Genomic DNA, 26783 nt, shown 5'->3' on the forward strand with positions numbered 1-26783 from the left:
CACTCCCCCAATTGGTTCCAAAAAATTCTCTTTTAAAAATTTTTCCGCTCCCGTTTCAAAAAATGGAACGGGGGCGGCCTATCCTGTGCGGGTTGGGATTCACTCAGTCGCAGAGGAGGCAGCAATGCACAGCGATGACGATTATTTCTGGCGGAGCCTGATCATTTCAAATCCGGACAATATTCGGCTACACCCAGATCCTCCCGAAGATCTCTGTCTGCTCGCCGTGTGGGAGGCCGCCTATGTGCTCCGGTATATCCATGACCAGACGGATGCTCTCTGCCTGGCAGCCGTGCAGGTGGACGGCTTGGCGCTCCAGTATGTACATCGCCAGACGCGGCAGATTTGCCGGGCGGCGGTACAACAGGATGGCATGGCCCTTCAATATGTCCGTCATCAGACGCCTGAACTCTGTCGCTCCGCCGTTATGAATGACGGCATGGCGCTCCAGTATGTGCATGAGCAGACGGAAGATATCTGCGTTGCCGCCGTGGAGCAGGACGGCAGGGCGATGGCCTATGTGCAGCGTGAGACGGCAGAGATCAGTACCGCCGCTGTTATGCAAAACGGCGAGGCGCTGGAATATGTGCAAGGACAGACCCCTGCCATCTGCCTCGCCGCCGTACGTAGGACGCCGGCGTCCCTGCGCTTTGTGCGCGAGCAGACGGAGGAAGTCTGCCGCGCCGCGGTGCGCAGGGATCCGGAGATGCTGAAATATGCGGAACGACATCCGGAAGACCTTTGCTGCGCGGCCATTGAGGAGGACACCGAAGCCCTGAAGTATGTCCGCCACCAGACGGAAAAAATCTGCCGCTTTGCCATTGAAAAGGATGCCAGCGCCCTGAGGTTCGTTCGCTGCCAGACACGGGAGCTTTGCGAGCTCGCGGTGGAGAACGATGCGGATGCCTTGCGCTACGTGGCCGACAAGGAGCTCCGCGCCAGGCTGGCGATCGAAATCTTGGGCGATGACGCGGAAGACGAGGACTAAGGTTCCTCGCGGTACTCTTTGCTAGCAGTTGCGGCAGCGCCGGGAGGTTCCGTGGTGGCGCTCCCGGCCCTGCGGCGGACATACGAGAATTTCCTTGTGGAATAAGGATGTTAGGGTTACTTTTATCAAAGTGATTTTAAAAAAGGTCTGAAAACTCTTTCCACTATCTTATTACTCGGGGGGGGGAGAGGAAATACCGTGCAGTTCACCAATGCTGTTCTCAACAGATATAAAAAACTGATTGATGAGTACAAAGACGATCCTCGGGTTCAAAAGAGGAATCAACATAATGTTTTGCGAAAAAATATCTACATTTCCGAAGATTCCTTCTGGAAGGCGCTTGTCATTGCCATACTGAGTACGCAATCGAGGAATACTGAGGAATTTGGGAAGAATCGTGCGGAACTGGCGACAGACAATTATGAAAAAATGAAAAACTGCAAGGATATAGCGAATCGAGTCAGGCAACTCAAAGGTATCAGATATACGACTAAGAAGCCGGAAAGCATCGCAAGGAGTATGAGAGTTTTACAGGAGAAGTGGAAAGAAATTAAAAAACATCTTGAAACCTTGCTAAACACTACGAGCTTGGAAAAAGAACGTGAAGTTGCAGATTACCTCAGAGAAACGTTTAAGGGTAATCAAATTGGCCTCAAGCAGTCGAGAAATATTATCCAGATGCTGGGTCTCAGCCAATATGTAATTCCTCTCGACAGCCGCGTGATGAAGGTGCTGGAGGCCAATGGCGGCATCAGGGAGCCGAAGCAAAAGAAGCCGCTTCAGAGCAGAGCCGGCTATTGCGACATCGAGGAGCAAATCAATGAACTTTGCGAACATCTGAATGGTCAGTGTGGAGATTTTGTCGTGAAACCCTGCAACTTTGATATTTGCGCCTTCATCAGCGAAGAAAACTGATGGATATCGCGGATATGCCGCCATAAGAAACAACTTCACATCCGCATATTTCAACTTTTTTGCGGCTTGGTGCGCATATTCGCATCAGACCGAAAAACAAGGCTTGCCAATGCGCCAAATCCTCATTGCCGATGCTGTGGAAGCTAGGGACTACCCCGCGCTGTTCCGCCAGGGAGACCTCGACGGGGCCTGTGGCCTCTATGCCCTCATGATGAGCCTCAATCTGTGCGGTTATGTGGACTGCGACACTTCCTTTGCCAACGAACCGGACCGGCGTACCCAACTGGGCAAGCTTTACAAGCATTTTGAGGACTACCCGGCCCTTTTTAGCGGTGGCTCCTACATAGAGGATTTGAAGGAGATAGTGGACAAGGCCTATGGCCGCAAGATCAAGACCGAATTCCACGAAGGAAACAACAAGAGTATCATCAGATTCACGGTAAGCCACCTCATGGGGGGGCATCCGGTACTTCTCGGAATCCGCGCGCCGGCGGCGCTGATCACGCGGTTCTCGCTTGTGGCCTTGAATTTGAACGGTCTGACCCCGGAAGCGACGAAAAGCCCGGAAAGATGCCCAAGCCGTGCAGGATACTTGTCCTCGATCCGGGTGGTTACGAAGTTCCCCCTTTCATGCTCTGGAACAGCATCATTTATCCGACGCCACTTCTGAAAGGCGGCTATCCCTATCTGTTCGTGGAAGGCAACAGCAATGAGAGAAAAGTGAGCTTCGATGAGGCCTTGGCGCTCTGGAGCAGAGACTAGTCACAGACTAGTCAAGGAACTTGTTCCAAAGACCCCGTAATTGGCCCATTAGCGAGGACGCACCGCTACCGTTTTCGTTCCAGGCATCTTCAAGCGCCTGGCGAAATTTCGCCGCCGTCTCCGCGCCCTCGGATGCCAAATCATCCCCGTTTTTCCCTAAGGCAATGCGGAAGGCCGCTTTGGCCTCGTCGGAAATGGAAACGGTATCGCCGGACCTCTCTTCGCTCCGGCGGGGCTCGCGGCGCGTCCGCTGCGTGCGGTCTATGCCGTTGACCGCGCCTATGGGGCTGTAGCTTCCTGAAACCTGCATGGCATCACCCTAGCGGCAGGAAAAATCTTCCTCTACCATGCCTGTCCTGCAAGGGCTGTTCCTTTAAACGCAAAGCCGCCCCGCAGTTTCGCAGGGGCGGCCTTGAAAGACGCGTGCGCGAGCGGCTAGACGATGCCGTGTTCTCCCGGGCGCTCGTACTTTTCCTTCTCCTGCGCGCGGACGTAAAAATCGGTGTCGCCCAAGGCCAGCAGGATGGCGGAAGAAACATAAATGGACGACGCGGTGCCCACCACCACGCCGATGAGCATGGTCAGGGCAAAATCGTGGATGACGCCGCCGCCGAGCAGGAAGAGCGAAAGCGTGGCCACAAAGGTGGTGCCGCTCGTGAGGATGGTGCGCGAGAGAGTCTGGTTGACGCTGCGGTTGATGAGCGAGGCTAGGTCAAGCTCGGGCCGGGCCCGGAGATTTTCGCGCAGCCGGTCATACACGATGATGGTGTCGTTGAGCGAATAGCCCACGATGGTCAGGATGGCGGCCATGACGTTGAGGTCGATCTCCACATCGAGGATGGAGAGCAGGCCGAGGGTGATGAACACGTCATGCAACAGGCCCACAACAGCCCCCAGGGCGAAGTTCAGCTTGAGCACGAAGCAGACCATCAGGGTGATGGCAAGCGCGATAAGCACCTGCCAGCCCATGCTGACGGGCGTGAAGCTGAAGAGGTACATGCCGCCCCACAGCGCCGCGGCCATGATGGCGGCCGCCATCCAGCGCTGCTCGAAGCGGCCGGAGATATAGACCGCAATAAGCAAAACCGCATAGTAGAGGGCGCTCAGGGCCTTGTTGGTAAGGTCGTCGCCCACCTTGGGGCCCACCACCTCGAGGCGCTGGATCTCGGCCGGATTGTCCGGGAAGGCTTGGGCGAGCGCCTTGAGCACATTGGTGCGCAAAAGGGAGGCATCCCCGGTCTCCGAGCTCGAGAATCGCAACAGGTAGTCGCGGCCGCCCTCGCCGAAGCGCTGGGTGGAGATGCCCGGGAGCTCGGGAACATTGAGGCTCTTCTTGAGCGCCTCGTCCTCCACGGGCTGCGCGAACTGCACCTGCACGATGACGCCGCCCGCGAAGTCGATGCCGAGCCTCAGCCCGTTGCCCCACAGCACGGAAGCGAGCCCGGCCAGCAGGATGAGGATGGAGAGGCCATAGGCCCAGTGCCTCTTGCCGATGAAGTCGATATGGGTGTCATGCTTGATAAATGCAAAGCCCATGGGGTTCTCCATGTGCGCCCGGGGCTTTCCGCCCCGGAGGTGATGCCCGATGCCGCCCTGCCGGGGCGGCTAGATGCTGATGCCCTTGGGGCCGCAATGTCTGGCCCACTCCTCGAAGATGGCCCGCGAAACGAAGATGGCCGTGAACATGGACGCGATGATGCCCAGCGAGAGCGTCACGGCAAAACCGCGGATGGGGCCGGTGCCGAACTGGTAGAGGACCACCGTGGCGATGATGGTCGTCAGGTTGGAGTCGGTGATGGAGATGGCCGCGCGGTCAAAGCCGGCCTTCACCGCGGCGAGCGGGGTCAACCCGTGGCGCAGTTCTTCTCGGATGCGTTCGTAAATGAGCACATTGGCGTCCACGGCCATGCCGATGGTCAGCACGATACCGGCGATGCCGGGCAGCGTCAGGGTGGCGCCGAAGGCACCCATGCCCGCCATGACGATGAGCATGGTGAAGCAGAGCATGAGGTCGGCTATGATGCCGCTCACCCCATAATAGATGGCCATGAAGATGATGACGAGCGCCGCGCCCACGAGGGCCGCGCGCACGCCGCTGTCGATGGATTCCTGCCCGAGGGAGGGGCCGACGCTGCGCTCTTCCAGCACGGAGACCGGCGCCGGGAGCGAGCCCGCGCGCAATACGATGGCGAGGTCCTGCGCCTCGGCCGTGGTGAAGTTGCCCGAAATGCTCGCCCTGCCCCCGCCGATCCGCTCGCGGATGACGGGCGCGGAATAGACCTTGCCGTCGAGGACGATGGCCATGCGGCGCCCCACGTTCTCGCCGGTGACGCGCTCGAAGATGCGGCCGCCTCGGGCATTGAAATTGAGGGTCACATAGGCCTGGTTCATCTGGTCGAAGGCCGGCCGCGCGTCAGCCACATCCTCGCCGGTGAGCATCGCGTCCTTTTCAACGGCGATGCGGCCTTCCTTTTTCGCATCGTCCTTCTGCCCCGGGCTGCTTTCCAGCAGCGGCAGCACAACCACGCCCGAGGGGAGCACCGCCTTGCCCGGGTCCACATCGTCGCGCACCAGATGGAATTCAAGGTGGGCGGTCTGGCCGATGATCTGCACGGCGCGCCGCGGGTCGGAAATGCCGGGGAGCTGCACCTGGATGCGGTTGTCCGCCTGCTTGCGGATGTCGGGCTCGGCCACGCCGAACTGGTCGATACGGTTGCGGATGGTGCGCAGGGCCTGGTCGAGCGCCATGTTTTCGAGCCGCGAGACCTCGTCGGAGGTGAAGTGCGCCACATAGCGCAACTGGCCGGCGTCGCCGCGTTGCGGCGCCTCCACATCCAGTTGCGGGAAATGGCGGGCGAGCAGCTCCTGGAGCTTGGCCTCGTTTTCGGCCCTGGGCAGCACAAATTCCAGCGTGGTGCCCCCCACGACGCGCGGGCGCAGGACGACGATCTTCTCGTCCTGCGCGAGGCGGCGCACGTCCTGCCCTGCGAGCGCCAGGGCATTGCTGACGGCCTTTGCCACATCCACGCCAAGGGTCAGGTGGATGCCGCCCTTCAAGTCAAGGCCGAGATTGATCCTGCTCGCGGGCAGGATGCGCTCCAGCGCCGTCCCGATGCCCGGGATGCTCGGCAGGGCATAGACCAGGCAGAGCAGGAATACCAGAACGGAAATGCCGAGTCGCCACCGCAGACCCATCGTTCACCTTCCAGGATACGGCCAAGGCGGCCGAAAATGACATGCGCCGCCCGGATGGCGCGCACCCCGAGGGGCCGCAGCCATCCGGCCGGCATGGACAGGGACGGCCGAAGCCGCCCTTTTATTTCTTTTCCGCCGGGGCGTCAGCAGGAGCCTTGGACGGGAGCAGCCCACCCACCGCCGCGCGCGAGATTCGCAGCTTGGAGTCGCCGCTTTCGATCAGCACCTGCTCGTCGTCGATCTCGAGAATGCGGCCGATGATGCCGCTGGAGGTCACCACATGGTCGCCGCGCTTGAGCTCGGAGAGCATCTGCTTGTGGGCCTTGGCGCGCTTTTGCTGCGGACGGATGAGCAGGAACCAGAAAATGACGAACATGAGGATGAGCGGCAGGAACTGCATGAGCATGTCCGTGCCTTCGGGAGCGGCGCCCCCGGCCTGGGGCGTGCCCATGGCGAAAGCGATGGATTCAAACAAAACGCACCTCCAGAGGTGTAGGATGGCGCCGGGAGGCCCCGGCATGGGCTCACAAGGTCACAAGAGCAGCCCCTGCTCATAGCCTGTACCGCAGGAATTTGCAAGCCGCGGACTCCCTTCCGCCCCGCCGTGTCATGGGCGGCCCCGGCTCAGGCGTCTTCCGTGTCGCGCACCACTTCGAGGATATCCGGGAGCGCGCGGATGGACTCGATGAGCTGGTAGAGCTGCGTCGCGCTCTTCACCTCCACCGTGAAGCGCAGGCGCGCCCGGCCGTCCACCTGGGTGTCCATGTTGAGTCCCGTAATATTGATGCTGCTCTGGGCGATGACCTCGGCCACGCGGGCGAGCACGCCGGCCACGTTCTGCGAGATGATGAAGATGCCGGCCTCGTAGGGCTGCTCGGCCTCTGTGCCCTCCCAGTGGACGGAGATGAGCCGCTCCGGCTCCATGTTGGCCACATTGGCGCAGTCCGCCCGGTGCACGGTGATCCCCATGCCCCGGCTGATATAGCCGATGATGGGGTCGCCGGGCACCGGGTTGCAGCACTTGGCAAAGCGCATGAGCACGCCGTCCACGCCGGAAATGCCCACGCCCTCGGTCTTCTTGCGGGCGGCCTCCTTGCTCTCCTTGACGCTCGGGGGCTCGGGCGCGGCCGGCGCCACGGCCTCGGGATGGAGCACGGCATAGAGGCGGTTGAGCACCTTGCGCGGCGTGATGTGGGCATAGCCCACGGCCGCCACGAGGTCGTCCACGCTCTCGAAATTCATGTCCTGGGCCACGATGGCGAGGTGCCCCTCCTTGTGGGCCTTGCTCACATTGAGGCTTACCTTGCGGCCTTCCTTTTCCAGCATGTCGCGGCCGAGTGTCACGGCGTGGGTGCGCTCCTCGGTGCGCAGATAGCGCTGGATGCGACTGCGCGCCCGCGCGGTCTTGACGAGCTTGAGCCAGTCGCGGTTCGGGTTGCGCGCCGGGTCGGTGACGATCTCGACGATGTCGCCGTTCTTGAGCTCGGTGCCGAGCGGCATGAGGCGGCCGTTGATCTTGGCGCCCGCGCAGTGCTGGCCGACCTTGGTGTGGATGTGGAAGGCGAAATCGAGCGGCGTGGCGCCTTCGGGGAGCTCCTTGACATCGCCCGCCGGCGTGTAGACGTAAACCTCGTCCTTGAAGAGGTCCATCTTCAAGGAGTGCATGAACTCCCGCGAGTCCGCCTCCTCGCCCTGGCGCTCAAAGATCTCCCGAAGCCACGAGAACTGCTCCAGATCCTTGCTGTTGACGCGGCCCTTTTCCTTGTAGAGCCAGTGCGCGGCCACGCCGTGCTCGGCCTGGCGGTGCATGTCCTCGGTGCGGATCTGGATCTCGATGCGCTCGCCCTCGGGCCCGATGACCGTGGTGTGCAGGCTCTGGTAGCCGTTGGCCTTGGGCATGGATATATAATCCTTGAAGCGCCCGTACACGGGCTTCCACTGCGAGTGGACGAGGCCGAGCACGGCATAGCAGTCCTTGATGTCCTTCACGATGACGCGGAAGGCCATGATATCGTGCATTTCGTCCAGCGTGAGCGATTGGGACTGCATCTTTTTATAGATGCTGTACTTGTGCTTGATGCGCCCGTAGACCTGCCCCTCAATGCCGTTGGAGGCCAACAGGTCACGAAGCAGCGCCACCACCTTGTCGATGATGTGCTTTTCCACCACCTGATGCGTTTCGAGCCAGTGGTCGATCTGGTTGTAGATGTCGGGCCGAAGATACTTGAAACTCAGGTCCTCGAGGCGCCGCTTCAGCACATTGAGGCCCAGCCGGTTGGCGAGCGGCGCATAAATATCCATGGTTTCCTGGGCGATGCGGCGCTGCTTGTGGGCCTTCTGGAAATCAAGGGTCTGCATGTTGTGCAGCCGGTCGGCCAGCTTGACCATGAGCACGCGCATGTCATGGCTCATGGCGAGGATCATCTTGCGGATGTTCTCGGCCTGGGCTTCCTCCTTGTTTTCAAAGGGGATCATGCTGATCTTGGTCACGCCGTCAACGATGTCGGCCACGTCCTCGCCGAAATTCTCGTCGATCTCCTCGATGGTCGCCTTGGTGTCCTCCACGGTGTCGTGCAAAAGGCCGGCCGCCACGGTGGATTCGTCAAAGCCCATTTCCGCCAGGGTGGAGGCCACGGCAAGAGGATGCGAAAGATAGGGCTCGCCGGAAAGCCGCGTCTGTCCGGCGTGCGCCGTGGCCGCATAGACATACGCGTGCTGGATGAGCTCAAGATTGGCGTTCTTGTTGTTGTCGGAAACCTTGTCGAGAACTTCCTGGATGCGGATCATGGCGCCCCCGCGGGCCTGGAGGATGCGCCAACAGGAAACGCGGCGGCCAGAAAGCCTGGCGACGCCGCGCGCTGCAGCGCATGTTTGCAGTTTCGTTTGACTATGTTCCGACAGGCAGCCCCTTGTCAACGGCGGGGCGCGGGCTGCGGCCAGCCTCGTGGCTTCAGGCTGGGGAAGGGAAACAGGCCGGGTGAAAAATTAAAGTATTACATTAAAAATGAGTGGCGCAGCCGTCCCCACGCCCTTGGCGAATCTTGTCTTTGTCGCCGCGATTGACTAGGCTTGTGGCGGCAGGGCGCGATATTTTTCGCTTTTTCCTGCTTTTCCAACCCTCACCAAGGAGAAACCATGCTCAAGCACATAGCCGCCCTGGCCCTCGTCCTCTGCGTGGGCGCCCCGGCCCTTGCGGCCGAGAAAACGCCCGGCGAGCAGGCAGCGCCGGCTGCCGCCGGTGACAAGGCCCCCCAGGCTGCGGAAACGCCGGCCCCGGCCAATCCTGGAGAACTGAGCTGCAAATACTACACGGTGACCATGCCGGATGACTGGAAAGCTGTCATGGCCCCCACGGAAAACCAGGGCATGACGAGTGCCATCTTCGCGCGCACGGCGGGGAGCGCTGTCGTCACCATGGTGGTCGGCCCGTGCGGCGTGGCGGACGGCAAGATGATCGCGGGCATGTTCGCCGAGCAGTTCAAGGCGGAAAAGCCCCCGGTGGAAAAGAACGGCCAGTACACCTTCTCCTTCACGCAGCAGGGCATGCCCTGCCAGGCGTGGGTGTCCACCGAGGGGGATGTGTTCATGGTCACGACGGTGACGGGCAACCGCAAGGAAGCCCAGGCCTTCCTCAAGCAGCACGTCAAGAGCGCGGACTACGCCAAGCTGCTGCCGCAATAGGCAGCCTGCACGCCGGGCGCGGCTGGAGATGGCCGCGCCCGTGCCGCGGGCGTACCGCAGGCCGTCAGGAGGCCTGGAACTCGGGCCGGAGCAGCGGGAAGAGGATGACCTCGCGGATGGAGGGAGAATCGGTGAGCAGCATGACCAGACGGTCGATGCCCACGCCCTGCCCCGCAGCCGGCGGCATGCCGTATTCGAGGGCGCGCAGGTAGTCTTCGTCCATGCTGTGTGCCTCGTCGTCGCCGGCCTCACGCTCCCGCTTCTGCTCCTCAAAGCGCAGGCGCTGGTCAACGGGGTCGTTAAGCTCCGAAAAGGCGTTGGAGAGTTCGCGCCCGGTGATGAAGAGCTCGAAGCGGTCGGTTATCTCGGGCCTCACGTCATTGCGGCGCGAGAGCGGCGAGATGGCCGTGGGATAGTGATAGATGAAGTGCGGCTGGATGAGCTTGTCTTCCACATCCAGGTCAAAGAGCTTGGCCTGGAGCTTTTCCAGACACTCGTTTTCGAGGATCTTTTCGCCGCGTTCGCGGATATACGCCTTCACCTTATTGTAATCGTTGTAAAATTCCGGCTTGTGGCCGCCAATCTTGGTCAGCGAGTCATAAAAGCTCATGCGGTGCCAGTGCCCGGGCGTGAGGTCGATTTGCTCGCCCTGGTAGGTGACCATCGAGCTTCCGCAGACCTTGCGCGCAATGTGGGCGAAAAGCTGCTCGGTGAAGTCCATGAGGTCTTCAAAGGTGGCGTAGGCCCAGTAAAATTCACACATGGTGAATTCCGGGTTGTGGCGCGTATCGATGCCCTCGTTGCGGAAGTTGCGGTTGAGCTCGAAGACCTTTTCAAAGCCGCCCACGAGCAGGCGCTTCAAATAGAGCTCGGGCGCGATGCGCAAAAAGAGCTCGAGGTCGAGGGCATTGTGGTGCGTCTTGAAGGGCTTGGCCGTGGCGCCGCCGGCGATGGGCTGCATGACCGGCGTCTCCACCTCCATGAAGCCGTGGTCTTCCATGAAGCGGCGGAATTCGCGCACGATGAGGCTGCGCTTGATGAAAATCTCACGGCTGCGCGGCGTGACGATGAGGTCCACATAGCGCTGCCGGTAGCGGGTCTCCATGTCCTTCAGGCCGTGGTATTTTTCCGGCAGGGGCCGCATGGAGCGGGAGAGCAGGCGCAGGGAGCGGCAGGCGATGGTCAGCTCGCCCGTCTTGGTGCGGAAAAGATGCCCGGAAACGCCCACGATGTCGCCCACATCGAGCTTCTTGACGATCTTGTAGGTGTCTTCGTCCAGATCTTCGCGCGAGGCATAGCACTGGATATTGCCGCTCTGGTCCATGAGGTGGAAAAAGGCCACCTTGCCGAAAGAGCGCAGGGAGACAATGCGGCCGGCCACGGCGAAAACATCCTCGGTGGCTTCCAGCGCCTCGCCCTCGAGCTTGCCGTATTTCTCCAGCACCCAGGCGATGGAGTGTTCCTTGCGGAAGTCGTTGGGGAAGAGCGGGGTGCCGCTGTCGAGCAGGTCACAGGCCTTGGTGACGCGGTTCTTGATGACTTCATTGAGCTCGTTGCGCCCGGCGAAACTTTCGAGCATGGGCATGAAGTACGCAGCATGCGGCGACTTGGTGCCCAGCTTGACAGCCGGCTTTGCGCCCTTTTTCTTCTGTTCCCGATCGTCCACGCTCAGGCCCCCTTCCGTCTCCCCTCGCCTTCCGCCGCGCGGCCATGGCCGCAGATTCCTCCCGCGCGGAAAGTAGGCCAAGGTATGCCATTCGTACCGGAGCGTCAAGACGCGCACCCGGGAGCCATTGCCAAGAACCGAAAGAATGTTATATGGAAAGGGACTTGCGCCCCCCGGGCGCCCGGTGGTCACGGCCGCGCCAGGCTGGCGCGGCCAAATGGCAACGGAGGCAGTATTGAACCAGTTCAGCCGCAACCTGATGCTCTGGGCGGCGATCGTCCTGGCGATGGTGATGCTTTTCAATATGTTCCAGCAGCCCCAGTCCGGGGCGCAGCGGGTGCCCTTCACGGAGTTCCTGAACAAGGTCGATGACGGCCAGGTGCTCTCCGTGACCATGCAGGGCCAGACCCTCATCGGCAAGACCGCCGACAACAGGAGCATCCAGACCTACGCGCCGCAGGATGCGGGCCTCGTCAACCGCCTCATCGAGAAAAAGGTGGAGATCAAGGCCGAGCCGCCGGAAGAGTCCCCGTGGTACATGACGCTTTTTGTCTCCTGGTTCCCCATGCTTTTGCTCATCGGCGTCTGGGTCTTCTTCATGCGCCAGATGCAGAGCGGCGGCGGCAAGGCCATGAGCTTCGGGCGCTCGCGCGCGCGGCTCCTCAACCAGGAGAACGCGCGCGTCACCTTCGCCGACGTGGCCGGCGTTGACGAAGCCAAGGAAGAGCTCTCCGAGGTGGTGGAATTCCTCTCCAACCCCAAAAAGTTCACCCGCCTCGGCGGCCGCATCCCCAAGGGCGTGCTTCTCGTGGGGCCTCCCGGCACCGGCAAGACGCTGCTCGCGCGCGCCGTGGCCGGCGAGGCCGGGGTGCCCTTCTTCTCCATCTCCGGCTCGGACTTTGTGGAAATGTTCGTGGGCGTGGGCGCTTCGCGTGTGCGCGACCTCTTCGTGCAGGGCAAGAAGAACGCGCCCTGCCTGATTTTTATTGACGAAATCGACGCCGTGGGCCGGCAGCGCGGCGCGGGCCTCGGCGGCGGCCATGACGAGCGCGAGCAGACACTGAACCAGCTCCTCGTGGAGATGGACGGCTTTGAAAGCAACGAGGGCGTCATCCTCATCGCCGCCACCAACCGCCCGGACGTGCTCGACCCGGCCCTGCTGCGCCCCGGCCGCTTCGACCGGCAGGTGGTGGTGCCCACGCCCGATTTACGTGGGCGCCGGCGCATCCTCGAAGTGCACACCAAGCGCACCCCGCTCGACCCCGGGGTGGACCTTGACGTGCTCGCGCGGGGCACGCCGGGCTTTTCCGGCGCGGACCTCGAAAACCTCGTCAACGAGGCGGCGCTCCAGGCGGCGAAGCTCAACCAGAGCCGGCTCGACATGCGTGACTTCGAGTTCGCGAAGGACAAGGTGCTCATGGGGCGCGAGCGGCGCAGCCTCATCCTCTCCGACGAGGAAAAGCGCATCACCGCCTATCACGAGGGCGGCCACGCGCTGGCGGCGCGGCTGTTGCCCGGCTCGGACCCGGTGCACAAGGTCACCATCATCCCGCGCGGGCGCGCCCTTGGCGTGACCATGCAGCTCCCCGAAGAAGACCGCCACGGCTATTCGCGCACCTACCTGCGCAACAACCTCGTCGTCCTGCTCGGCGGCCGCGTGGCCGAGGAGCTCATCCTCGACGACATCACTACCGGCGCCTCCAACGACATCGAGCGCGTCACGCGCATGGCCCGCAAGATGGTCTGCGAATGGGGCATGAGCGAGGCCATCGGCACGCTCTCCATCGGCGAGACCGGCGAAGAGGTCTTCATCGGCCGCGAGTGGGTGCAGAACAAGAACTTCAGCGAGGATACGGCTCGCCTTGTGGATGCCGAGGTCAAGCGCATCGTGGAGGAAGCCCACGCGCGCTGCCGCAAGCTTCTCGAGGACAATGCCGATACCCTGCACCGCATCGCCCGCGCCCTTCTGGAGCGCGAGACCATCACCGGCGACGACCTCGACCTTTTGATGGAAGGCAAGCCCCTCCCCCCTTTGGAGGTGAGCGCCGCTTCCGCCCCGGCGGACGGCGCGGCCAGCGGCACGGTGGTGGCCGAGACGACCGACTTCGTGCTCGAGTCGGACGACGCGAGCCCGGCCGACGGCGAGCAAGCGGCGAAGGATACCACCGAGGCGCAGGAGCAGGCTCCCGCCAAGGACGATCCCGCCCGGGTCCCCAGCGAAAGCCCGCAGGACAAGGGCGGAGACGACGGAAAGAGCGGCGACCAGGGCAAGAGCGAAGAATGACACGGGCGCGCAAAAGCTGCATGTTTCGGCCGCGCAGGGGCCGTTGATGGCCGAATGCGAAGCGCCGGAGGCTGTGGCCCGGAGAATGGCGCCCCCTGCCTGGGTGGTTGCCGGTGGCCGGGAACTCAAGCCCGGGACGCCGTACGGCGTCATGGGCATCCTCAACCTCACGCCCGATTCCTTCTATGACGGCGGCCGCCACGATACGGGCAAGGCGGCGCTCACACAGGCCCAGGCCTTGCGTGATGCCGGGGCCGACCTTCTGGACATCGGCGCGGAGTCGAGCCGGCCCGGCGCGCGGCCGCTGGAGCCGGGGGAGGAGCTGGAACGGCTCGTCCCTGTGCTTCGCTCCGTGCGGGAGCACATGCCGGGCCTGCCCGTTTCCGTGGATACGGTGCATGCGGCCACGGCCGACGCCGCGCTCGGCATGGGCGCGCTCGTCATCAACGATGTCTCGGCCTGCCGGGCCGACCCTGGGCTTACGGACGTGCTTGTGGAGCGCAAGCCCGGCTATGTGCTCATGCACAGCCAGGGGCGGCCGCCGGACATGCAGGCCGCGCCGCACTATGCGGACGTGTGCCGCGAAGTGCGCGAGTTTTTCGGGCGCGAGCTTGACCGCCTCGTGCGGGCGGGCCTGCCCGAAGACCGCATCGTGCTCGACCCGGGCATCGGCTTTGGCAAGACGCTGGCGCACAACCTGGCGCTTCTGGCGCACGCCGGAGAATTTCTGGAGTTCGGCCGCCCGCTCCTCGTGGGGCTTTCCATGAAGTCCCTGTTCGGGGAATTGCTGGGACTGCCGCTGAGCGAGCGCGGCGCGGCCACGCAAACGGCGTCGGCCCTCCTGTGGGAGCGCGGCGTCTACTGGCACCGGGTGCACGACGTGGCTGGCGTCACGGGCGCCCTGCGCCTGGCCGCGGCCCTGGCCGGGGCGTAAGGCAACGCCCGCGCGCAAGCGCCCCCCGCCCACAAGGAAAGCGCATGGTCTTCGAGCACTTTGTCTTTGACTGGCGCGACGCGCTGGACATCGCCCTGGTGAGCCTTTTGCTCTACCAGATCATCCAGCTTTTACGCGGCTCGCGCGCCCTGGCCGTCCTCACGGGCCTCGGGCTGCTCACCCTGCTCTATTTTCTCGCCCGGGCGCTCGGGCTCTACACGCTCTCCTGGCTGCTGCAATATATTTTCGGCTCCATTTTCATCCTTATCGTCGTCATCTTCCAGTCCGACATCCGGCAGGCCCTGGGCGAAATGGGCACGCACCGCTTCTTCCGGCGACGGGAGCTCGCCGAGGGCGCTGTGGACGAGGTCGTCCAGGCCTGTGTGGAGATGGCGCGGCTGCGCGTGGGCGCGCTCATCGTCATCGAGCGCAGCATGCGCCTCGGGGACATGATCAAGCGCGAGGGCGTGCGGCTCGACGCCCTGCTCTCCCGGCAACTGCTCATGAACATCTTTTACCCCAAGGCGCCGCTCCACGACGGCGCGGCCGTCATCAGCAAGGGCAGGATCATGGCCGCGGGCTGCATCCTGCCGCTGGCCGTGGCCAAGGGACAGAATTTCGGCACCAGGCACAGGGCGGCGCTTGGCATCACCCAGGAGAGCGACGCCGTGGCCATCGCCGTCTCCGAAGAGCGCGGCGAGATTTCCGTCGCCATGAAGGGCGAGCTCGTGCGCTCGCTGGACGCCACACGCCTGCGGCAGGTACTTAATGAAATCCTTTAAGAAACAGGATGCCGACGGGGACAAGGGGCGCCTCGGCCGCGCGCCGCATGCGCTCTCCATGCTGCTCGCCGTGCTGCTGGCCTCGGCCATGTGGTATGCGGTGAGCGTGCGCGACCGCCTCGAAGCCCAGGTGGAAGTCAATATCGATTATTACGGCATCCCGCCCAACCTCGTGGTCACCGACGGCCTTGTGAGCAAGATTATCGTGCGCCTTCGAGGCCCGGAGACCTTGCTGCGCTCCATCCCGCGCGAGCGCCTTAACGAGGCCGTCGACCTTTCGGACATCAAGAAGGGCGTCACCATCGTGCCCCTGGCCGGCGACGAGCTGGGGCCCGCCTTCCGGGCCTTTGAGGTGGTGGACATCCAGCCGCCGCGCATCGTGGTCAAGGCGGACACCGTGCTCGAGCGCAGCGTGCCCGTGCGCACCATCGTGGATTCGCCCCTGCGCGGGGGCGCGCTCACCGTTGAGAACGTGAGCGTCTCGCCGGCCACGGTCATCCTGCGCGGGCCGGAATCCGTGGTCAGCACCATTTCCAATGTGCCGGCGACCATCAAGCTCGACCCCAAGGCGGCGGGCACCACGGTGCAGCAAAGCATCACCCTGGATACCCCTAGCCTTGTCACCGCGTCGCCGCCCTCGGTGCGCGTGCGCTACACCATCACGAGCGGGCGCACGGTGGTGTCGCGTCGCTGCCGTATCAGCGTGGAGACCGACGCGCAGCACCACTACACCGTGTCGCCCGACGAAATGACCGTGCTCGTGGAGGTGCCGGAAGCGCTCGCGAAGAGCTCGAGCTACCTCCAGCAGCTTGAGGTGAGCGTGCTGCCGCCCGCCATGGACATCGACGAGAGCAGGAAGGTCAAGCCGCGCTTCCGCCTGCCCGAAGGCATGACGCTCTTGAATCCCCCCACCGATGACGTTACGGTGACACGAACGAAAAAATAGCGCCCGGCGCGCGGAGGCGTGAGATGGCTCAACGGCTTTTTGGAACAGACGGCCTCCGGGGCAAGGTCAATACCCCGCCCATGACCGTGGACGTGGCCCTGCGCTTGGGCCTTGCCGCCGGCGTGCGCTTCAGGCGCGGGCCGCACCGGCACCGGGTGGTCATCGGCAAGGATACGCGCCTTTCGGGCTACATGTTCGAGTCCGCGCTTACGGCGGGCCTTTGCGCCTCGGGCATGCACGTTATCATGACCGGGCCCCTCCCCACGCCGGCCATTTCCTTCCTCACGCGCAACATGCGCGCCGACCTCGGCGTGGTCATCTCCGCCTCGCACAATCCTTTTTATGACAACGGCATCAAGTTTTTCGACGCGGACGGCTACAAGCTCCCCGACCAGACGGAAAACGAGATCGCGGCCATGGTGCTCGACCGGGACTTTGCCTGGCCCTATCCCGATGAGCGCAGCATCGGCCGCGCCACCAAGATCGAGGACGCGGGGGGGCGCTACATCGTCTACACCAAGAGCTGCTTCCCGCCGCACCTGACCCTCGCCGGCCTGCGCATCGTGGTGGACTGCGCCAACGGCGCGAGCTACAAGGTGGCGCCACTGGCGCTGGAGGAACTTGGGGCAGAGGTCTTCCGCATCGGCACTTCGCCTGACGGCACCAATATCAACGACCACTGCGGCTCGCTTTACCCGGAGGTGGTGGCGGCCAAGGTGCGCGAGCTGCGCGCCGATGTGGGCCTCGCGCTGGACGGCGACGCCGACCGCCTCATCGTGGTGGACGAGCGCGGCACCATCCTCGACGGCGACCAGCTCATGGCGCTCTGCGCGCAGTCCATGATGGCGCGCGGGGAGCTGCCTAACAACCTGCTCGTCGCCACGGTGATGAGCAACCTGGCCCTCGAGATCTTCATGCGCGAGCATGGCGGCAGCCTTTTGCGCGCCCCCGTGGGCGACCGCTATGTGGTGGAGGCCATGCGCCGCGAGGGCGCCATGCTGGGCGGAGAGCAGTCCGGGCACCTCATCTTCCGCCACTACAGCACCACGGGCGACGGCCTTTTGGCCGCCCTCCAGATACTGCGCATCATGCGCGAGAAGGAAAAGCCCCTCTCCGAGCTCGCCGGGCTGCTCACGCCCTTCCCGCAGTGCCTTGTCAATGTGCATGTGGAAAGGCGCCTGCCCTTCGAGGAAAGGCCGGCCATCGCCGAAGCAGTGGCCAGGGTGGAGGCTGAGCTCGCGGGCAGGGGGCGGGTGCTCCTGCGCTATTCGGGCACGGAGGCCCTCTGCCGGGTCATGGTGGAAGGGGAAAACGCCGACCGTGTGCGCCAGTACGCCCACGACCTCGCGGAGCTCGTGCAGCGGGAATTGCGCTGAAGGGCGCCGGGAAGCCCAGTGGACGGGTATGCGGGACAGGTTCCGGGCAACGGCTCCGGCCCCGCACACCCGCGGGGGGCCCAGGCCTGGGAGATCAGGCGCCGCCGTGCCGCATCACTCCTCATTGCGCGGGGGGAGCACCCTGCCGCCCTCTTCCAGCCGCTTGAGGAACTTGTCGCGGCACTCATAGCTGCAAAAATAGTGGACCTTCTCCACGTCGCGCACCGAGATGGCGCTGTCGACAGCCACATATGTGCCGCATTCCGGGTCCCGCACCATCTCGCCCGCAGCCACCTGGCGCTCCATCTCGGCCGCGTCCTCGGCGTCGCTGGCCTTCTTCTTTTTCAAAAAGTCATTGGCGAAAAGGCGGTAAAGGGCATAGACCGCAAGGGCCAGAATCAACCATTTCCACATCGTCGTGCTCCTCGGGAGATGTCCTTTTTGTTCACGGGGGGCGCCCATGCACGCATAGCACACGCGGCCCGGCGCGTCATTGAAAAATTTTGTTGCCGCAAAGCCTGAAGTCAAGCTCCTGCAAGGCGCCGCTCAGGGGCACGCCGTCAAGAGAAATTCCCGGCGCCACATCCAGGAGCGGCACGAGCACGAAGGCGCGCCGCAAAAGGCGCGGATGCGGCACCGTGCAGTCGGCCGCGGCGCAGCGTTCCTCCCCGAACAGTAGGAGGTCGAGGTCGATGACGCGCGGGCCGAAGCGCCGCGCCGGGTCGCGCACGCGGCCCATGGCCGTTTCGATGTCCAGCAAGGCAGTCACCAAGGCAGGCGCCCGCCAGGACGCGACGAGCCCCAGCTTGAGCACCTGGTTGAGGAACCACGGCTGGTTGGCGTCTTCCTGCGGTTCGGTGCTGTAGACGGGGGAGGCCGCCTGCACCTCCACTCCGGCAAGGCGCCCCACGCGCCGCGCGGCGCAGGCCAGCATCCGGGCGGCGTCCGCACAGTTGGAGCCAAGGCTTATGTATGCGGCAGTCGTCGCGTCCTTTGTCATCCTCCCCAGTATAGACGGCAAGCCCCGCGCCGCCAAGTGCGCCCCTTGCCCGAAGGCGCCTTCAGGGCTAGCATGCCGCATGGCTTCCGAACCCTCCTCCCCCGGGCGCTGCGCCCCCCTTGCCGCGCTGCTGCCGCAATGGCTCGACCATCTCCTCGCGCAGCGGGGGCTCTCGCCGCGCACGGTGGAGGCCTATGGCCGGGATGTGGAAAACTTTTTTCTCTTCGCGGCCGAGGCCCAGGAGGACATGGCAGGGGCCGAGGCGGAAAACGCTGGTGCCGCCTTCCCCTCGGGCCATGACCTCTTTCTCTACATGGCCTGGATGCGTGGCCGCGGCAACACCGGGCGGACGCTGGCACGCCGGCTTTCGGCCTTGCGCGCCTTTTTCGGGTATGCCGTAGATGAAGGCCTGATGGCGGCCAATCCCGCCGCACTGGTGGAAAACCCGCGCCTTCCCCAGTATTTGCCCGAAGTCCTGAGCTGTGAAGAAATGGAGCGCCTTCTGGCACTCCCGGACATGAATACCAAAAACGGCTGGCGCGAGCGCTGCATGCTGGAACTGCTCTACGCCGCGGGCCTGCGCGTTTCCGAGCTGTGCGACCTCACAGTGGGCGACCTCGACCTCCAGGCGGGCCTTGTGCGCGTTTTCGGCAAGGGCGCCAAGGAGCGCCTCGTGCCCCTGCACGCCATGGCCGTGCGCCTTCTTAGCGAGTATCTGCGCAATTGGCGCCCCCTCTTCAGCCCAAAGGGCAACCACCTCTTCGTCAACCGCGCGGGCCACGGCCTGAGCCGCCAGTTCGTGTGGAAGCGCATCAAGGCCCTCGCGCTTGAGGCGGGCATCCGCCGGCCCATTTCTCCGCACACCTTTCGGCATTCCTTCGCCACGCACCTTCTGGAAGGCGGGGCGGACCTGCGGGCCGTCCAGACCCTGCTCGGCCATGCGGACATCAGCGCCACCGAAATTTACACCCATGTGCAGGCCGAGCGCCTGCGCGGCATTCACCGCCGCTTTCACCCGCGCAGCGCGCCATAACCCGCAGAGACCGCTCCATGACCACATCCGGGCGCACCCTCATCACCTGTCACGCCAATGCCGATTTTGACGCCTTCGCCGCCATGCTGGCCGCGCACAGGCTGTATGCCCCCTGTTCCCTGCTCTTCCCGGGCACGCAGGAGCGCGGCCTGCAAAAGCTCGCCGCCTCGCTGGACGCCGCGGCCTATGACTTCGTTGAGAACGACGCCATCCGCTGGGAAGATTATGACCGCCTCGTTCTTGTGGACACGCGCCAGAAGAGCCGCGTGCCCCATGTGGCGCCGCTTCTGGAGCGCCCGGGCCTGCGCATCGAAACCTGGGACCATCATCCCGATTCGGCGGATGACATCGCGGCGGACGTGGCGCATCTTTCGGGCGCTGGCGCGGTGACCACGAGCCTCGCCCTCGCCCTGCGCGAGCGCGGCGAGCGCCCGGGCGCCGAGGAGGCCACCCTGCTCGGGCTCGGCATTTACGGCGACACCGGGTCCTTCACCTATTCCTCCACCACCGAAGAGGATTTCCAGGCCGCGGCGTGGCTCCTCGGGCTTGGCATGGATGTGAACCAGATAAGCGAGATGGCGGCCCATGAGCTCACGAGCCTGCACATCCACGCCCTCAACAGCCTGCTCGAATCGGCGCGCACCTACCTTGTGAACAATGTGCCCGTGGTGCTCGCGGAAGTATCGCTCGAGCATTATCTCGGGGATTTCGCGCATCTCGCCCACCGGCTCATGGAGATGGAAAAATTCACCGTGCTCTTTGCCATCGGCCTCATGGGCGACCGTATCCAGGTGGTGGCCCGCAGCCGCAGCGACGCCGTGAACGTGGGCGAGATCTGCAAGGAGCTCGGGGGCGGCGGCCATGTGTACGCGGCGTCGGCGTCCGTGCGCTCCAAGATGATCACCGAAGTGCGCGAGACCATCCTGCGCCGGCTCTATGACCAGGCCAATCCCGAGAAGAACGCGGGCGAGTACATGTCCTCCCCGGCGGTGGGCATCGAGGCGGAGGCCAGCCTGCGCGAGGCCGACGAGCTCATGCTCCATTTCGGGCTCAAGGCGGTGCCGGTTTTCCAGCCGGGTACCCGCGTCTGCGTGGGCCTGCTCGACGCGCAAACGGCCTCGCGGGCGCGCGCCCACGGCCTCGGGGACGAGCCCCTGAAGGAATATATGCAGCGCCGCGTCCGCATGCTGCCCCCGGAAGCCGGCATCAAGGAACTGACGGACATCATCGTGGGCGAGCGGCAGCGCCTCGTGCCCATCGTCAATGGCGATGCGGTCATCGGCGTGGTGACGCGCACTGACCTCATCAATGTGTTCGCCAGCGAGGCAGGGCGCCTCCCCACCCCGCAGGAGGGCGGCAAGGCCCGGAACGTGAGCAAGCTCATTGAGGACCGGCTGCCCGCGAGGACACGTGAGCTCCTGCATCTCGCTGGCGAAACGGGCAAGCGCCTGGGCCTTCCCGTCTATGCCGTTGGCGGCTTCGTGCGCGACCTTTTGCTCGATGTGCCCAACCAGGATATCGACCTCGTGGTGGAGGGCAACGGCATCGCCCTTGCCCGCGCCCTGGCGGAGGCGCTCCACGGCCGCGTGCGCGAGCACCAGAAGTTCCTCACCTCAGTGGTCATCTTCAAGGACGAGGAAGGCAAGGAACGGCGCATCGACGTGGCCACCGCGCGCCTCGAATATTACGAATATCCGGCGGCGCTCCCCACGGTGGAGCTGTCCTCCATCAAGATGGACCTCTTCCGGCGCGATTTCAGCATCAATTCCCTCGCGGTCAGGCTCGACAGCGAGCCCTTCGGACAGCTGGTTGATTTTTTCGGCGGCCGCCGCGACATCAAGGACCGCCTCATCCGCGTGCTCCACACCCTGAGCTTCGTGGAGGATCCCACGCGCTGCCTGCGCGCCGTGCGCTTTGAGCAGCGCTACCAGTTCCGCATCGGGCCGGGCACGGAAAAGCTCATCCGCAACATCCTGCCCATGCACCTCCTCGACAAGCTCTCGCCCGCTCGGCTCTTCAACGAATTCCGCCATATCTGCGACGAGGAGGAGGCCGACGCCTGCCTGAACCGCCTGGACGACCTCGGCATCCTGCAGGCTCTTTCGCCGCATCTCGCTCTCAACCCCGCCAAGCGCGCCCTGCTCAGGCGGCTCAAGGAAGTGCTCGCCTGGTACCGGCTGCTCTATTTTGAAGAAGCGGCCCAGCCGTGGCTGCTCTACTTTCTCGGCTTAAACTATCACTTGAACTATGCGGAAACCTCCGCCAATTATGCGCGCCTGGGGCTTCCGCATGCCAAAAGGGGCGAGATCATGCGCCAGCGCGAGCTCATGCGCATGGCGCGCCCCAAGCTTCAGGCATGGCGGGCGGAAGCGGCTGCTGGCAACGCCCGGGTGAGCGCGCTCTGCGAGCTTTTGCGGCCCTTGCCGCTGGAATTCATCCTCTATCTCATGGCCGTGGAGGAAGACCCCGGGCTCGAAAAAACGCTCTCGCGCTATATCACCCAATGGCACAGGGAAAAGGCCGACATCACCGGCGAAGACCTCTGCCGCCTGGGCCTTGAACCCGGGCCGGACTTCGGGCGCCTCCTGGCGGCGGCGCTACGCGCCAAGCTGGACGGTGAAGCGCCCAATGCCAAGGCGCAGCTCGAGCTCGTGGCGGCGCTGGCGGCGCGAGGGAAGGAAGAAGAAGTGTAGGCGCCGCCAAAGGCGCGGGCGCCGTGCGCTATATCAAGGCTTGCCCCGTGCAGCCGTCGCGTGTATACTCCCCTGACCATGAAACAGCTTTGGGCACCCTGGCGTATCGACTACATCCTCGGCCCCAAGCCCGATGAGTGCGTCTTTTGCCTGCCCGAGGGCACTGAGGAGGACGCCGAGCGGCTTGTGTTGCACCGCGGTGAGTCCGCCTTCGTCATCATGAACAAGTTCCCTTATAACAACGGGCATCTCATGGTCTGCCCGTATCGGCATGTCATGGCGCTGGAAGACCTCACGGCGGAAGAAACCGGCGAGATCATGGCGCTCATGCAGCGATGCGCCACGATCCTCAAGCAACACTTTAACTGTCAGGGCATCAATATCGGCCTCAACCAGGGCGAGGCGGCTGGCGCCGGCATCCGCGAGCATCTGCACTTCCATCTCGTGCCCCGCTGGAATGGCGACTCCTCATTCATGGCCGTCATGGACGAGGTGCGCACCATGCCGCAGCACCTTCGCGAGAGCTATGCCGCCCTGTTGCCCTATTTTCGCGCTTCCGGGCCGTCCTTGGGGAGTGGCTCCCCTAAGGGGCCGGCCGCCCAATAAAACGGACGGGGCCGGGAGCCGCGCGGGCACAGGCCTCCGCGGAGCCGCGCTCTGGAAAAACCGGAGTCAGTTCCTGCCGCAAGGAGAAACGTATGCGTTACCTCAAGGCTCTTGTGCTCGCCATCCTCATCTTTCTGGCGCTCGTGTTCTTTTTCCAGAACCAGACCGCCCTTTCCCAGCAGCTTGAGCTGACCCTGAACCTCTTCTTCATCCCGCCCATGACCTCCATACCGCTGCCCTTCTACTTCCTCGTGATAGCGGCCTTCTTCGTGGGCGCCCTGCTTTCCTTGGCCCTGCTCTTCTGGGATCGTTGCAACACTTCTGCCAAGCTCGTGAAGTCCCGCTGGCATATTTCCTCGCTGGAGAAGGAACTTGCCAAGCTGAAGAAGGACATCACGGGCGGCGAGAGCTCTGGCGGCAAGTCCTCTTTCTTCCACCGCAAGGACAAGACCGCCCTTGCTCCGGCTGCCGACATGGCCTCCGCCAGCGCGCCCGCCAAGGAGAGCGGCGACACGGCAGACGCCTGAATTTCCCCACTGTGAAGGGCCGGCCCAGGCGGGCGGCCCTTTCCGGGCCGATGCCCTCCAGCGCCCGCGGCCCGGCTCCCCTTTCGCGCCCGGCAGCGCTTGAGGCCATGCCTGAACTTCCGCAGAAACTGACGCCCATGCTTGAGCAGTATCTGGGCATCAAGGCTGAATACCCTGATGCCCTGCTCATGTACCGCATGGGCGATTTCTATGAGCTCTTCTTTGAAGACGCCGTCATCGCCTCGCGCGAACTCCAGATAGCCCTCACGAAGCGCGGCAAGGACAACGGCAACGCCTACCCCCTGTGCGGGGTGCCCTGGCATGCCGCGCAAAGTTATATGGCGCAGCTCATCGACCGCGGCTACAGCGTCGCCATCTGCGACCAGGTGGAAGACCCCAGGGACGCCAAGGGCATCGTCAAGCGCGCCGTCACCTGCGTCCTCACGCCGGGGACGGTGCTCGACGACGCCAACCTGGGCGCCGGCAGCCACAACTATCTTGGCGCCATCTGCCAGAATGCGGCCCAGGGGCGCAGCGCTTTCGCCTGGGCGGACGTGTCCACCGGCCAGTGGTCGGGCGTGGAATTTCGGAAAGAAGCCGACCTCTGGCAATGGGTGCAGAAGCTCGCCCCGCGGGAACTCCTGGTGCCCGAGGGGTTGGGGCTCCCCCCACGCTGCCTTTTGGAAAATATCCGCCTCGTGCGGCTGCCGGCGCAGCATTTTGAGCAGAGGCACGCGCTCGAGCGGCTCTTGGAGGCGCAGGGCGTGCGCGAGGCGGGTGCCCTCGGGCTGGACGGCAAGGAGACCCTCGTGCGCGCCTGCGGGGCCCTGCTCGCCTACCTGGAGCAGACGCAGAAGCGCAGCCCCAAACATCTTTTGCCCTTCAGGCCCCTCAATCTCGGCCGGCGCCTGCTGGTGGACGAGATCACCGAGCGCAACCTCGAGATCTTCGTGCGGCTCAACGGCCACAAGGGCAAGGGCACACTGCGCCACGGGCTCGACATGACCGTGACCCCCATGGGCGGCCGCTTCCTGGAAGACATGCTGCGCCATCCCTGGCGCGAGGCAGCGCCCATCCGGCGCATCCAGGAGGCCGTCGCCTTTCTGCACGATAACGACGAAGTGCGAGGCGCGCTCCGCGCGGCGCTCGACAAGGTGTATGACCTGGAGCGCCTCTCCACGCGCATCAGCCTGAACCGCTGCTCCCCCAAGGATTTTATCGCCCTCAGGCAAAGTCTCGGCGCGCTCCCCGCCGTGCGCGCGTCACTTATCCGGGCAACCGGGGGGCGCTACCTCACCGAAAGCGAGGCCCGGGGCGAGACTTTGCCCGCGCCGCTCTATGAGCTCCTGAATGTCTGGGACGACCTCGAGGACTTGGCCGCCCTGCTCAACTCCGCGCTGGTGGACGATCCTCCGGCTGTCATCACCGATGGCGGCCTTTTCCGCCAGGGCTTCCATGCAGGGCTGGACGCGCTGCTGGATCTTGTGGAAAACGGCGAGCAGAAGCTCCAGCGCCTGCTGGAGGAAGAACAGCAAAGGACGGGCCTCACCAAGCTCAAGCTCGGCTATAACCGGGTCTTCGGCTATTTTTACGAAATCACGCGGGCGGCCGGCACCGGTGCGCCACCGGCGCATTTCATCCGCCGACAGACCCTCGTCAACGCCGAACGCTTCACCACCGAAGAGCTCAAGGCGCTGGAGGAGGAGCTGCTTTCGGCGTCCGACAAGCGCAAGAGCCTTGAATACCAGATGGTCCAGGATCTGCGCGCCCATGTGGCGGGGCAGCGCGACCGCCTCGTGCACATGGCGGACTTGCTGGCGCATCTCGATTACTGGCAGTCGCTCGCCGAAACGGGGCGCCGCAACGGCTGGCGCCTGCCCACCCTCACCGAGGGCACGGAGCTCAGCATCCGGCAGGGGCGCCACCCGGTGGTGGAGGCCATGGTGGGCAGCGCCAACTTCGTGCCCAATGACATCACCCTTGACAAGGGCCATCACCTCTGCCTGCTCACCGGGCCCAACATGGCGGGCAAGTCCACAGTGCTCAGGCAGGTGGCGCTCATCTGCCTGCTCGCCCAGATGGGCTCCATGGTGCCCGCCGAGGAAGCCGTCATCGGCCTTGTGGACCGGCTGTTCTCGCGCGTGGGGGCGTCGGACGACCTCGCCCGCGGGCAGAGCACCTTCATGGTGGAGATGATGGAGACCGCGCGCATCCTGCGCCAGGCCACGAGGCGGAGCCTCGTCATCCTCGACGAGATCGGGCGCGGCACCAGCACCTTTGACGGCATGGCGCTCGCCTGGGCCGTGGTGGAAGACCTCGCCGCCCGCGGCGGGGGCGAGCTGCGCACGCTCTTCGCCACCCATTATCACGAGCTCACGGCGCTTGAAGGCCGCATCCCGGGGGTGTTCACCATGAATATCGCCATCCGGGAGCACAATAACGATATCCTCTTCCTGCACAAGCTGGTGCCCGGCCCCTCTGACCGCAGCTATGGCGTGGAGGTGGCGCGCCTTGCCGGTGTGCCCGTGCCCGTGGTGCACCGCGCGCGGGACATCCTGGCCGCGCTGGAACGCAGCCGCGAAAGCGGGCGCAAGAACCTTGTGGCGGCCTCCCTGCTCTTGCCCGGGCTGGAGCAGGGGCGGCCGGTTCCCTCCGGGGCGCCCGACGCCGCCACGAGCGAGAGGGCTGCGCCGGCAACACCCCATCCCCTGCTGCGGCAGCTGGAACAACTGGAGCCCGAGGAACTCAGCCCCCTCGCCGCCCTCAAGCTGCTCATGGACTGGAAACAGCGCTGGGGTACGGGTGAGCCCGATGCCCCGGCCAGGGACGGCGCATGAGAGGCGAATGGTCGGTCATCGGGGCCATCGCCGAGCAGCGCATCCGGGAGGCGCAGGAACGCGGGGATTTTGACGACCTGCCCGGTGCCGGCCGCCCCCTGAAACTCGACGACATGAGCGCTGTGCCGCCGGAACTGCGCATGGCGTATACCATTTTGCGCAACGCCAACTGCCTGCCGCCGGAGCTTGCGGAGCGCAAGGAGATCCAGAAGCTCGCCGACCTGCTCGAAGGCTGCACGGACGAGCGTGAGCGCGTGCGCCAGATGGAGAAGCTGCGCTTCCTCATCCTGCGGACCCGCATGCGCCATGGGCGCCCGCTCATGCTGGAGGAGCACGACGCCTATTATGACCGCCTCCTCGCGCGGCTCGGGAGCGGCGGAAAGGACACGGCGCCGGAAAAGGCGGACGACTAGGCAGCCCCGCCGGCACAGGATTTTTCGACACGCGCACTGAAAAGCCCCGGAAAGCTCGATACGTCTTCCGGGGCTTGCTGCATGCGCCTGACGCTGAAAGGCCCCATCATTGCGAACGGGGCCTTTGTGTTTCAGGTGGGTCGAG

General features: G+C 64.2%; 23 protein-coding genes. 15 read left to right on the forward strand and 8 right to left on the reverse strand.

Annotated elements, in window-relative coordinates; all coding sequences use genetic code 11:
* Nucleotides 1-124 precede the first annotated feature (124 nt).
* The 3 genes from G7Y54_RS03110 to G7Y54_RS03120 all read left to right on the forward strand — a co-directional run bounded on the left by G7Y54_RS03110 (nucleotide 125) and on the right by G7Y54_RS03120 (nucleotide 2573).
* Nucleotides 125-988, forward strand: a complete 864-nt coding sequence (locus tag G7Y54_RS03110) for a DUF4116 domain-containing protein (RefSeq protein WP_165077142.1) — start codon at nucleotides 125-127, stop codon at nucleotides 986-988.
* Between the two features lie 198 nt (nucleotides 989-1186).
* Nucleotides 1187-1903, forward strand: a complete 717-nt coding sequence (locus G7Y54_RS03115) for a hypothetical protein (protein WP_165077146.1) — start codon at nucleotides 1187-1189, stop codon at nucleotides 1901-1903.
* Nucleotides 1904-2012: 109 nt separating this feature from the next.
* A complete protein-coding gene (locus tag G7Y54_RS03120) occupies nucleotides 2013-2573 on the forward strand; it encodes a hypothetical protein (RefSeq protein ID WP_165077148.1) in 561 nt (186 codons plus the stop codon).
* Between the two features lie 99 nt (nucleotides 2574-2672).
* On the opposite strand, the gene G7Y54_RS03125 is transcribed toward G7Y54_RS03120, so the two are convergent.
* The 5 genes from G7Y54_RS03125 to G7Y54_RS03145 all read right to left on the reverse strand — a co-directional run bounded on the left by G7Y54_RS03125 (nucleotide 2673) and on the right by G7Y54_RS03145 (nucleotide 8647).
* A complete protein-coding gene (locus G7Y54_RS03125; protein WP_165077151.1) occupies nucleotides 2673-2975 on the reverse strand; it encodes a hypothetical protein in 303 nt (100 codons plus the stop codon).
* Nucleotides 2976-3100: 125 nt separating this feature from the next.
* A complete protein-coding gene (secF, locus tag G7Y54_RS03130; protein ID WP_165077153.1) occupies nucleotides 3101-4201 on the reverse strand; it encodes a protein translocase subunit SecF in 1101 nt (366 codons plus the stop codon).
* Nucleotides 4202-4270: 69 nt separating this feature from the next.
* The gene (gene secD / locus G7Y54_RS03135; protein WP_165077155.1) at nucleotides 4271-5860 is read right to left on the reverse strand and encodes a protein translocase subunit SecD; all 1590 of its coding nucleotides are present in this window, start codon (nucleotides 5858-5860) and stop codon (nucleotides 4271-4273) included.
* A 121-nt stretch (nucleotides 5861-5981) separates the two neighbouring features.
* Nucleotides 5982-6335 carry a preprotein translocase subunit YajC gene (gene yajC / locus G7Y54_RS03140; RefSeq protein ID WP_165077158.1) on the reverse strand — a complete coding sequence of 118 codons (354 nt, stop codon included), beginning with the start codon at nucleotides 6333-6335 and terminating at the stop codon, nucleotides 5982-5984.
* A gap of 149 nt (nucleotides 6336-6484) precedes the next feature.
* Nucleotides 6485-8647, reverse strand: coding sequence for a bifunctional (p)ppGpp synthetase/guanosine-3',5'-bis(diphosphate) 3'-pyrophosphohydrolase (locus G7Y54_RS03145; RefSeq protein ID WP_165077160.1), 2163 nt, complete (start codon nucleotides 8645-8647; stop codon nucleotides 6485-6487).
* Between the two features lie 348 nt (nucleotides 8648-8995).
* Here G7Y54_RS03145 and G7Y54_RS03150 point away from each other — a divergent pair, with 348 nt between their 5' ends.
* Nucleotides 8996-9541 (forward strand): hypothetical protein, encoded by a 546-nt coding sequence (locus tag G7Y54_RS03150; RefSeq protein WP_241159342.1) that lies wholly within the window; start codon nucleotides 8996-8998, stop codon nucleotides 9539-9541.
* Between the two features lie 64 nt (nucleotides 9542-9605).
* Here the strand turns inward: G7Y54_RS03150 and lysS are convergent, their stop codons facing one another.
* Nucleotides 9606-11120 carry a lysine--tRNA ligase gene (gene lysS, locus G7Y54_RS03155; protein ID WP_165077973.1) on the reverse strand — a complete coding sequence of 505 codons (1515 nt, stop codon included), beginning with the start codon at nucleotides 11118-11120 and terminating at the stop codon, nucleotides 9606-9608.
* A 322-nt stretch (nucleotides 11121-11442) separates the two neighbouring features.
* On the opposite strand from lysS, the gene ftsH reads away from it, so the two are divergent.
* From ftsH to glmM, 5 genes are read left to right on the forward strand one after another with little or no spacing between them, the layout of a single operon-like run.
* A complete protein-coding gene (gene ftsH, locus G7Y54_RS03160) occupies nucleotides 11443-13491 on the forward strand; it encodes an ATP-dependent zinc metalloprotease FtsH (protein ID WP_165077162.1) in 2049 nt (682 codons plus the stop codon).
* A 46-nt stretch (nucleotides 13492-13537) separates the two neighbouring features.
* Nucleotides 13538-14425 (forward strand): dihydropteroate synthase, encoded by an 888-nt coding sequence (folP, locus tag G7Y54_RS03165; protein WP_241159343.1) that lies wholly within the window; start codon nucleotides 13538-13540, stop codon nucleotides 14423-14425.
* A gap of 44 nt (nucleotides 14426-14469) precedes the next feature.
* Complete coding sequence (gene cdaA, locus G7Y54_RS03170; RefSeq protein ID WP_165077165.1) at nucleotides 14470-15207, forward strand: diadenylate cyclase CdaA; 738 nt, start codon at nucleotides 14470-14472, stop codon at nucleotides 15205-15207.
* On the forward strand, nucleotides 15194-16153 hold the full coding sequence (locus G7Y54_RS03175; RefSeq protein ID WP_165077167.1) for a CdaR family protein: 960 nt from the start codon (nucleotides 15194-15196) through the stop codon (nucleotides 16151-16153). Before cdaA ends, G7Y54_RS03175 begins: the two co-directional genes overlap by 14 nt.
* A gap of 23 nt (nucleotides 16154-16176) precedes the next feature.
* Nucleotides 16177-17529 carry a phosphoglucosamine mutase gene (gene glmM / locus G7Y54_RS03180; protein WP_165077169.1) on the forward strand — a complete coding sequence of 451 codons (1353 nt, stop codon included), beginning with the start codon at nucleotides 16177-16179 and terminating at the stop codon, nucleotides 17527-17529.
* Between the two features lie 114 nt (nucleotides 17530-17643).
* Here the strand turns inward: glmM and G7Y54_RS03185 are convergent, their stop codons facing one another.
* Both G7Y54_RS03185 and folK read right to left on the reverse strand, forming a co-directional pair.
* A complete protein-coding gene (locus tag G7Y54_RS03185) occupies nucleotides 17644-17943 on the reverse strand; it encodes a transcriptional regulator (RefSeq protein ID WP_165077171.1) in 300 nt (99 codons plus the stop codon).
* Between the two features lie 76 nt (nucleotides 17944-18019).
* A complete protein-coding gene (gene folK / locus G7Y54_RS03190; protein ID WP_165077173.1) occupies nucleotides 18020-18529 on the reverse strand; it encodes a 2-amino-4-hydroxy-6-hydroxymethyldihydropteridine diphosphokinase in 510 nt (169 codons plus the stop codon).
* A 79-nt stretch (nucleotides 18530-18608) separates the two neighbouring features.
* Between folK and xerD the strand changes: the two genes are divergently transcribed.
* The 6 genes from xerD (at nucleotide 18609) to G7Y54_RS03220 (ending at nucleotide 26638) form a co-directional block, all read left to right on the forward strand.
* Nucleotides 18609-19562, forward strand: a complete 954-nt coding sequence (gene xerD, locus G7Y54_RS03195; protein WP_165077175.1) for a site-specific tyrosine recombinase XerD — start codon at nucleotides 18609-18611, stop codon at nucleotides 19560-19562.
* Nucleotides 19563-19579: 17 nt separating this feature from the next.
* Nucleotides 19580-22255 carry a DHHA1 domain-containing protein gene (locus G7Y54_RS03200; protein WP_165077184.1) on the forward strand — a complete coding sequence of 892 codons (2676 nt, stop codon included), beginning with the start codon at nucleotides 19580-19582 and terminating at the stop codon, nucleotides 22253-22255.
* 78 nt (nucleotides 22256-22333) lie between these two features.
* Nucleotides 22334-22861 carry an HIT domain-containing protein gene (locus G7Y54_RS03205; RefSeq protein ID WP_165077977.1) on the forward strand — a complete coding sequence of 176 codons (528 nt, stop codon included), beginning with the start codon at nucleotides 22334-22336 and terminating at the stop codon, nucleotides 22859-22861.
* A 92-nt stretch (nucleotides 22862-22953) separates the two neighbouring features.
* Complete coding sequence (locus G7Y54_RS03210) at nucleotides 22954-23388, forward strand: LapA family protein (protein ID WP_165077188.1); 435 nt, start codon at nucleotides 22954-22956, stop codon at nucleotides 23386-23388.
* A 107-nt stretch (nucleotides 23389-23495) separates the two neighbouring features.
* Nucleotides 23496-26225, forward strand: coding sequence for a DNA mismatch repair protein MutS (gene mutS, locus G7Y54_RS03215; protein ID WP_165077199.1), 2730 nt, complete (start codon nucleotides 23496-23498; stop codon nucleotides 26223-26225).
* Nucleotides 26222-26638 carry a DnaJ family domain-containing protein gene (locus tag G7Y54_RS03220; protein ID WP_165077202.1) on the forward strand — a complete coding sequence of 139 codons (417 nt, stop codon included), beginning with the start codon at nucleotides 26222-26224 and terminating at the stop codon, nucleotides 26636-26638. Before mutS ends, G7Y54_RS03220 begins: the two co-directional genes overlap by 4 nt.
* The last annotated feature ends 145 nt before the right edge of the window (nucleotides 26639-26783 follow it).

The organism is Desulfovibrio sp. ZJ746, from assembly GCF_011039155.1.
In the GTDB taxonomy this organism is placed as follows: domain Bacteria; phylum Desulfobacterota; class Desulfovibrionia; order Desulfovibrionales; family Desulfovibrionaceae; genus Desulfovibrio.

Bases quoted from the DNA above. Each gene is read 5' to 3' on its own strand.
- G7Y54_RS03210 (WP_165077188.1), top strand. From the start codon at position 22,954: ATGCGTTACCTCAAGGCTCTTGTGCTCGCCATCCTCATCTTTCTGGCG.
- folK (WP_165077173.1), bottom strand. From the start codon at position 18,529: ATGACAAAGGACGCGACGACTGCCGCATACATAAGCCTTGGCTCCAAC.
- G7Y54_RS03150 (WP_241159342.1), top strand. From the start codon at position 8,996: ATGCTCAAGCACATAGCCGCCCTGGCCCTCGTCCTCTGCGTGGGCGCC.
- G7Y54_RS03175 (WP_165077167.1), top strand. From the start codon at position 15,194: ATGAAATCCTTTAAGAAACAGGATGCCGACGGGGACAAGGGGCGCCTC.
- G7Y54_RS03205 (WP_165077977.1), top strand. From the start codon at position 22,334: ATGAAACAGCTTTGGGCACCCTGGCGTATCGACTACATCCTCGGCCCC.
- G7Y54_RS03120 (WP_165077148.1), top strand. From the start codon at position 2,013: ATGCGCCAAATCCTCATTGCCGATGCTGTGGAAGCTAGGGACTACCCC.
- cdaA (WP_165077165.1), top strand. From the start codon at position 14,470: ATGGTCTTCGAGCACTTTGTCTTTGACTGGCGCGACGCGCTGGACATC.
- G7Y54_RS03220 (WP_165077202.1), top strand. From the start codon at position 26,222: ATGAGAGGCGAATGGTCGGTCATCGGGGCCATCGCCGAGCAGCGCATC.
- lysS (WP_165077973.1), bottom strand. From the start codon at position 11,120: ATGCTCGAAAGTTTCGCCGGGCGCAACGAGCTCAATGAAGTCATCAAG.
- xerD (WP_165077175.1), top strand. From the start codon at position 18,609: ATGGCTTCCGAACCCTCCTCCCCCGGGCGCTGCGCCCCCCTTGCCGCG.
- G7Y54_RS03110 (WP_165077142.1), top strand. From the start codon at position 125: ATGCACAGCGATGACGATTATTTCTGGCGGAGCCTGATCATTTCAAAT.
- mutS (WP_165077199.1), top strand. From the start codon at position 23,496: ATGCCTGAACTTCCGCAGAAACTGACGCCCATGCTTGAGCAGTATCTG.
- secF (WP_165077153.1), bottom strand. From the start codon at position 4,201: ATGGGCTTTGCATTTATCAAGCATGACACCCATATCGACTTCATCGGC.
- folP (WP_241159343.1), top strand. From the start codon at position 13,538: ATGGCCGAATGCGAAGCGCCGGAGGCTGTGGCCCGGAGAATGGCGCCC.
- G7Y54_RS03125 (WP_165077151.1), bottom strand. From the start codon at position 2,975: ATGCAGGTTTCAGGAAGCTACAGCCCCATAGGCGCGGTCAACGGCATA.
- secD (WP_165077155.1), bottom strand. From the start codon at position 5,860: ATGGGTCTGCGGTGGCGACTCGGCATTTCCGTTCTGGTATTCCTGCTC.
- G7Y54_RS03185 (WP_165077171.1), bottom strand. From the start codon at position 17,943: ATGTGGAAATGGTTGATTCTGGCCCTTGCGGTCTATGCCCTTTACCGC.
- G7Y54_RS03200 (WP_165077184.1), top strand. From the start codon at position 19,580: ATGACCACATCCGGGCGCACCCTCATCACCTGTCACGCCAATGCCGAT.
- glmM (WP_165077169.1), top strand. From the start codon at position 16,177: ATGGCTCAACGGCTTTTTGGAACAGACGGCCTCCGGGGCAAGGTCAAT.
- G7Y54_RS03145 (WP_165077160.1), bottom strand. From the start codon at position 8,647: ATGATCCGCATCCAGGAAGTTCTCGACAAGGTTTCCGACAACAACAAG.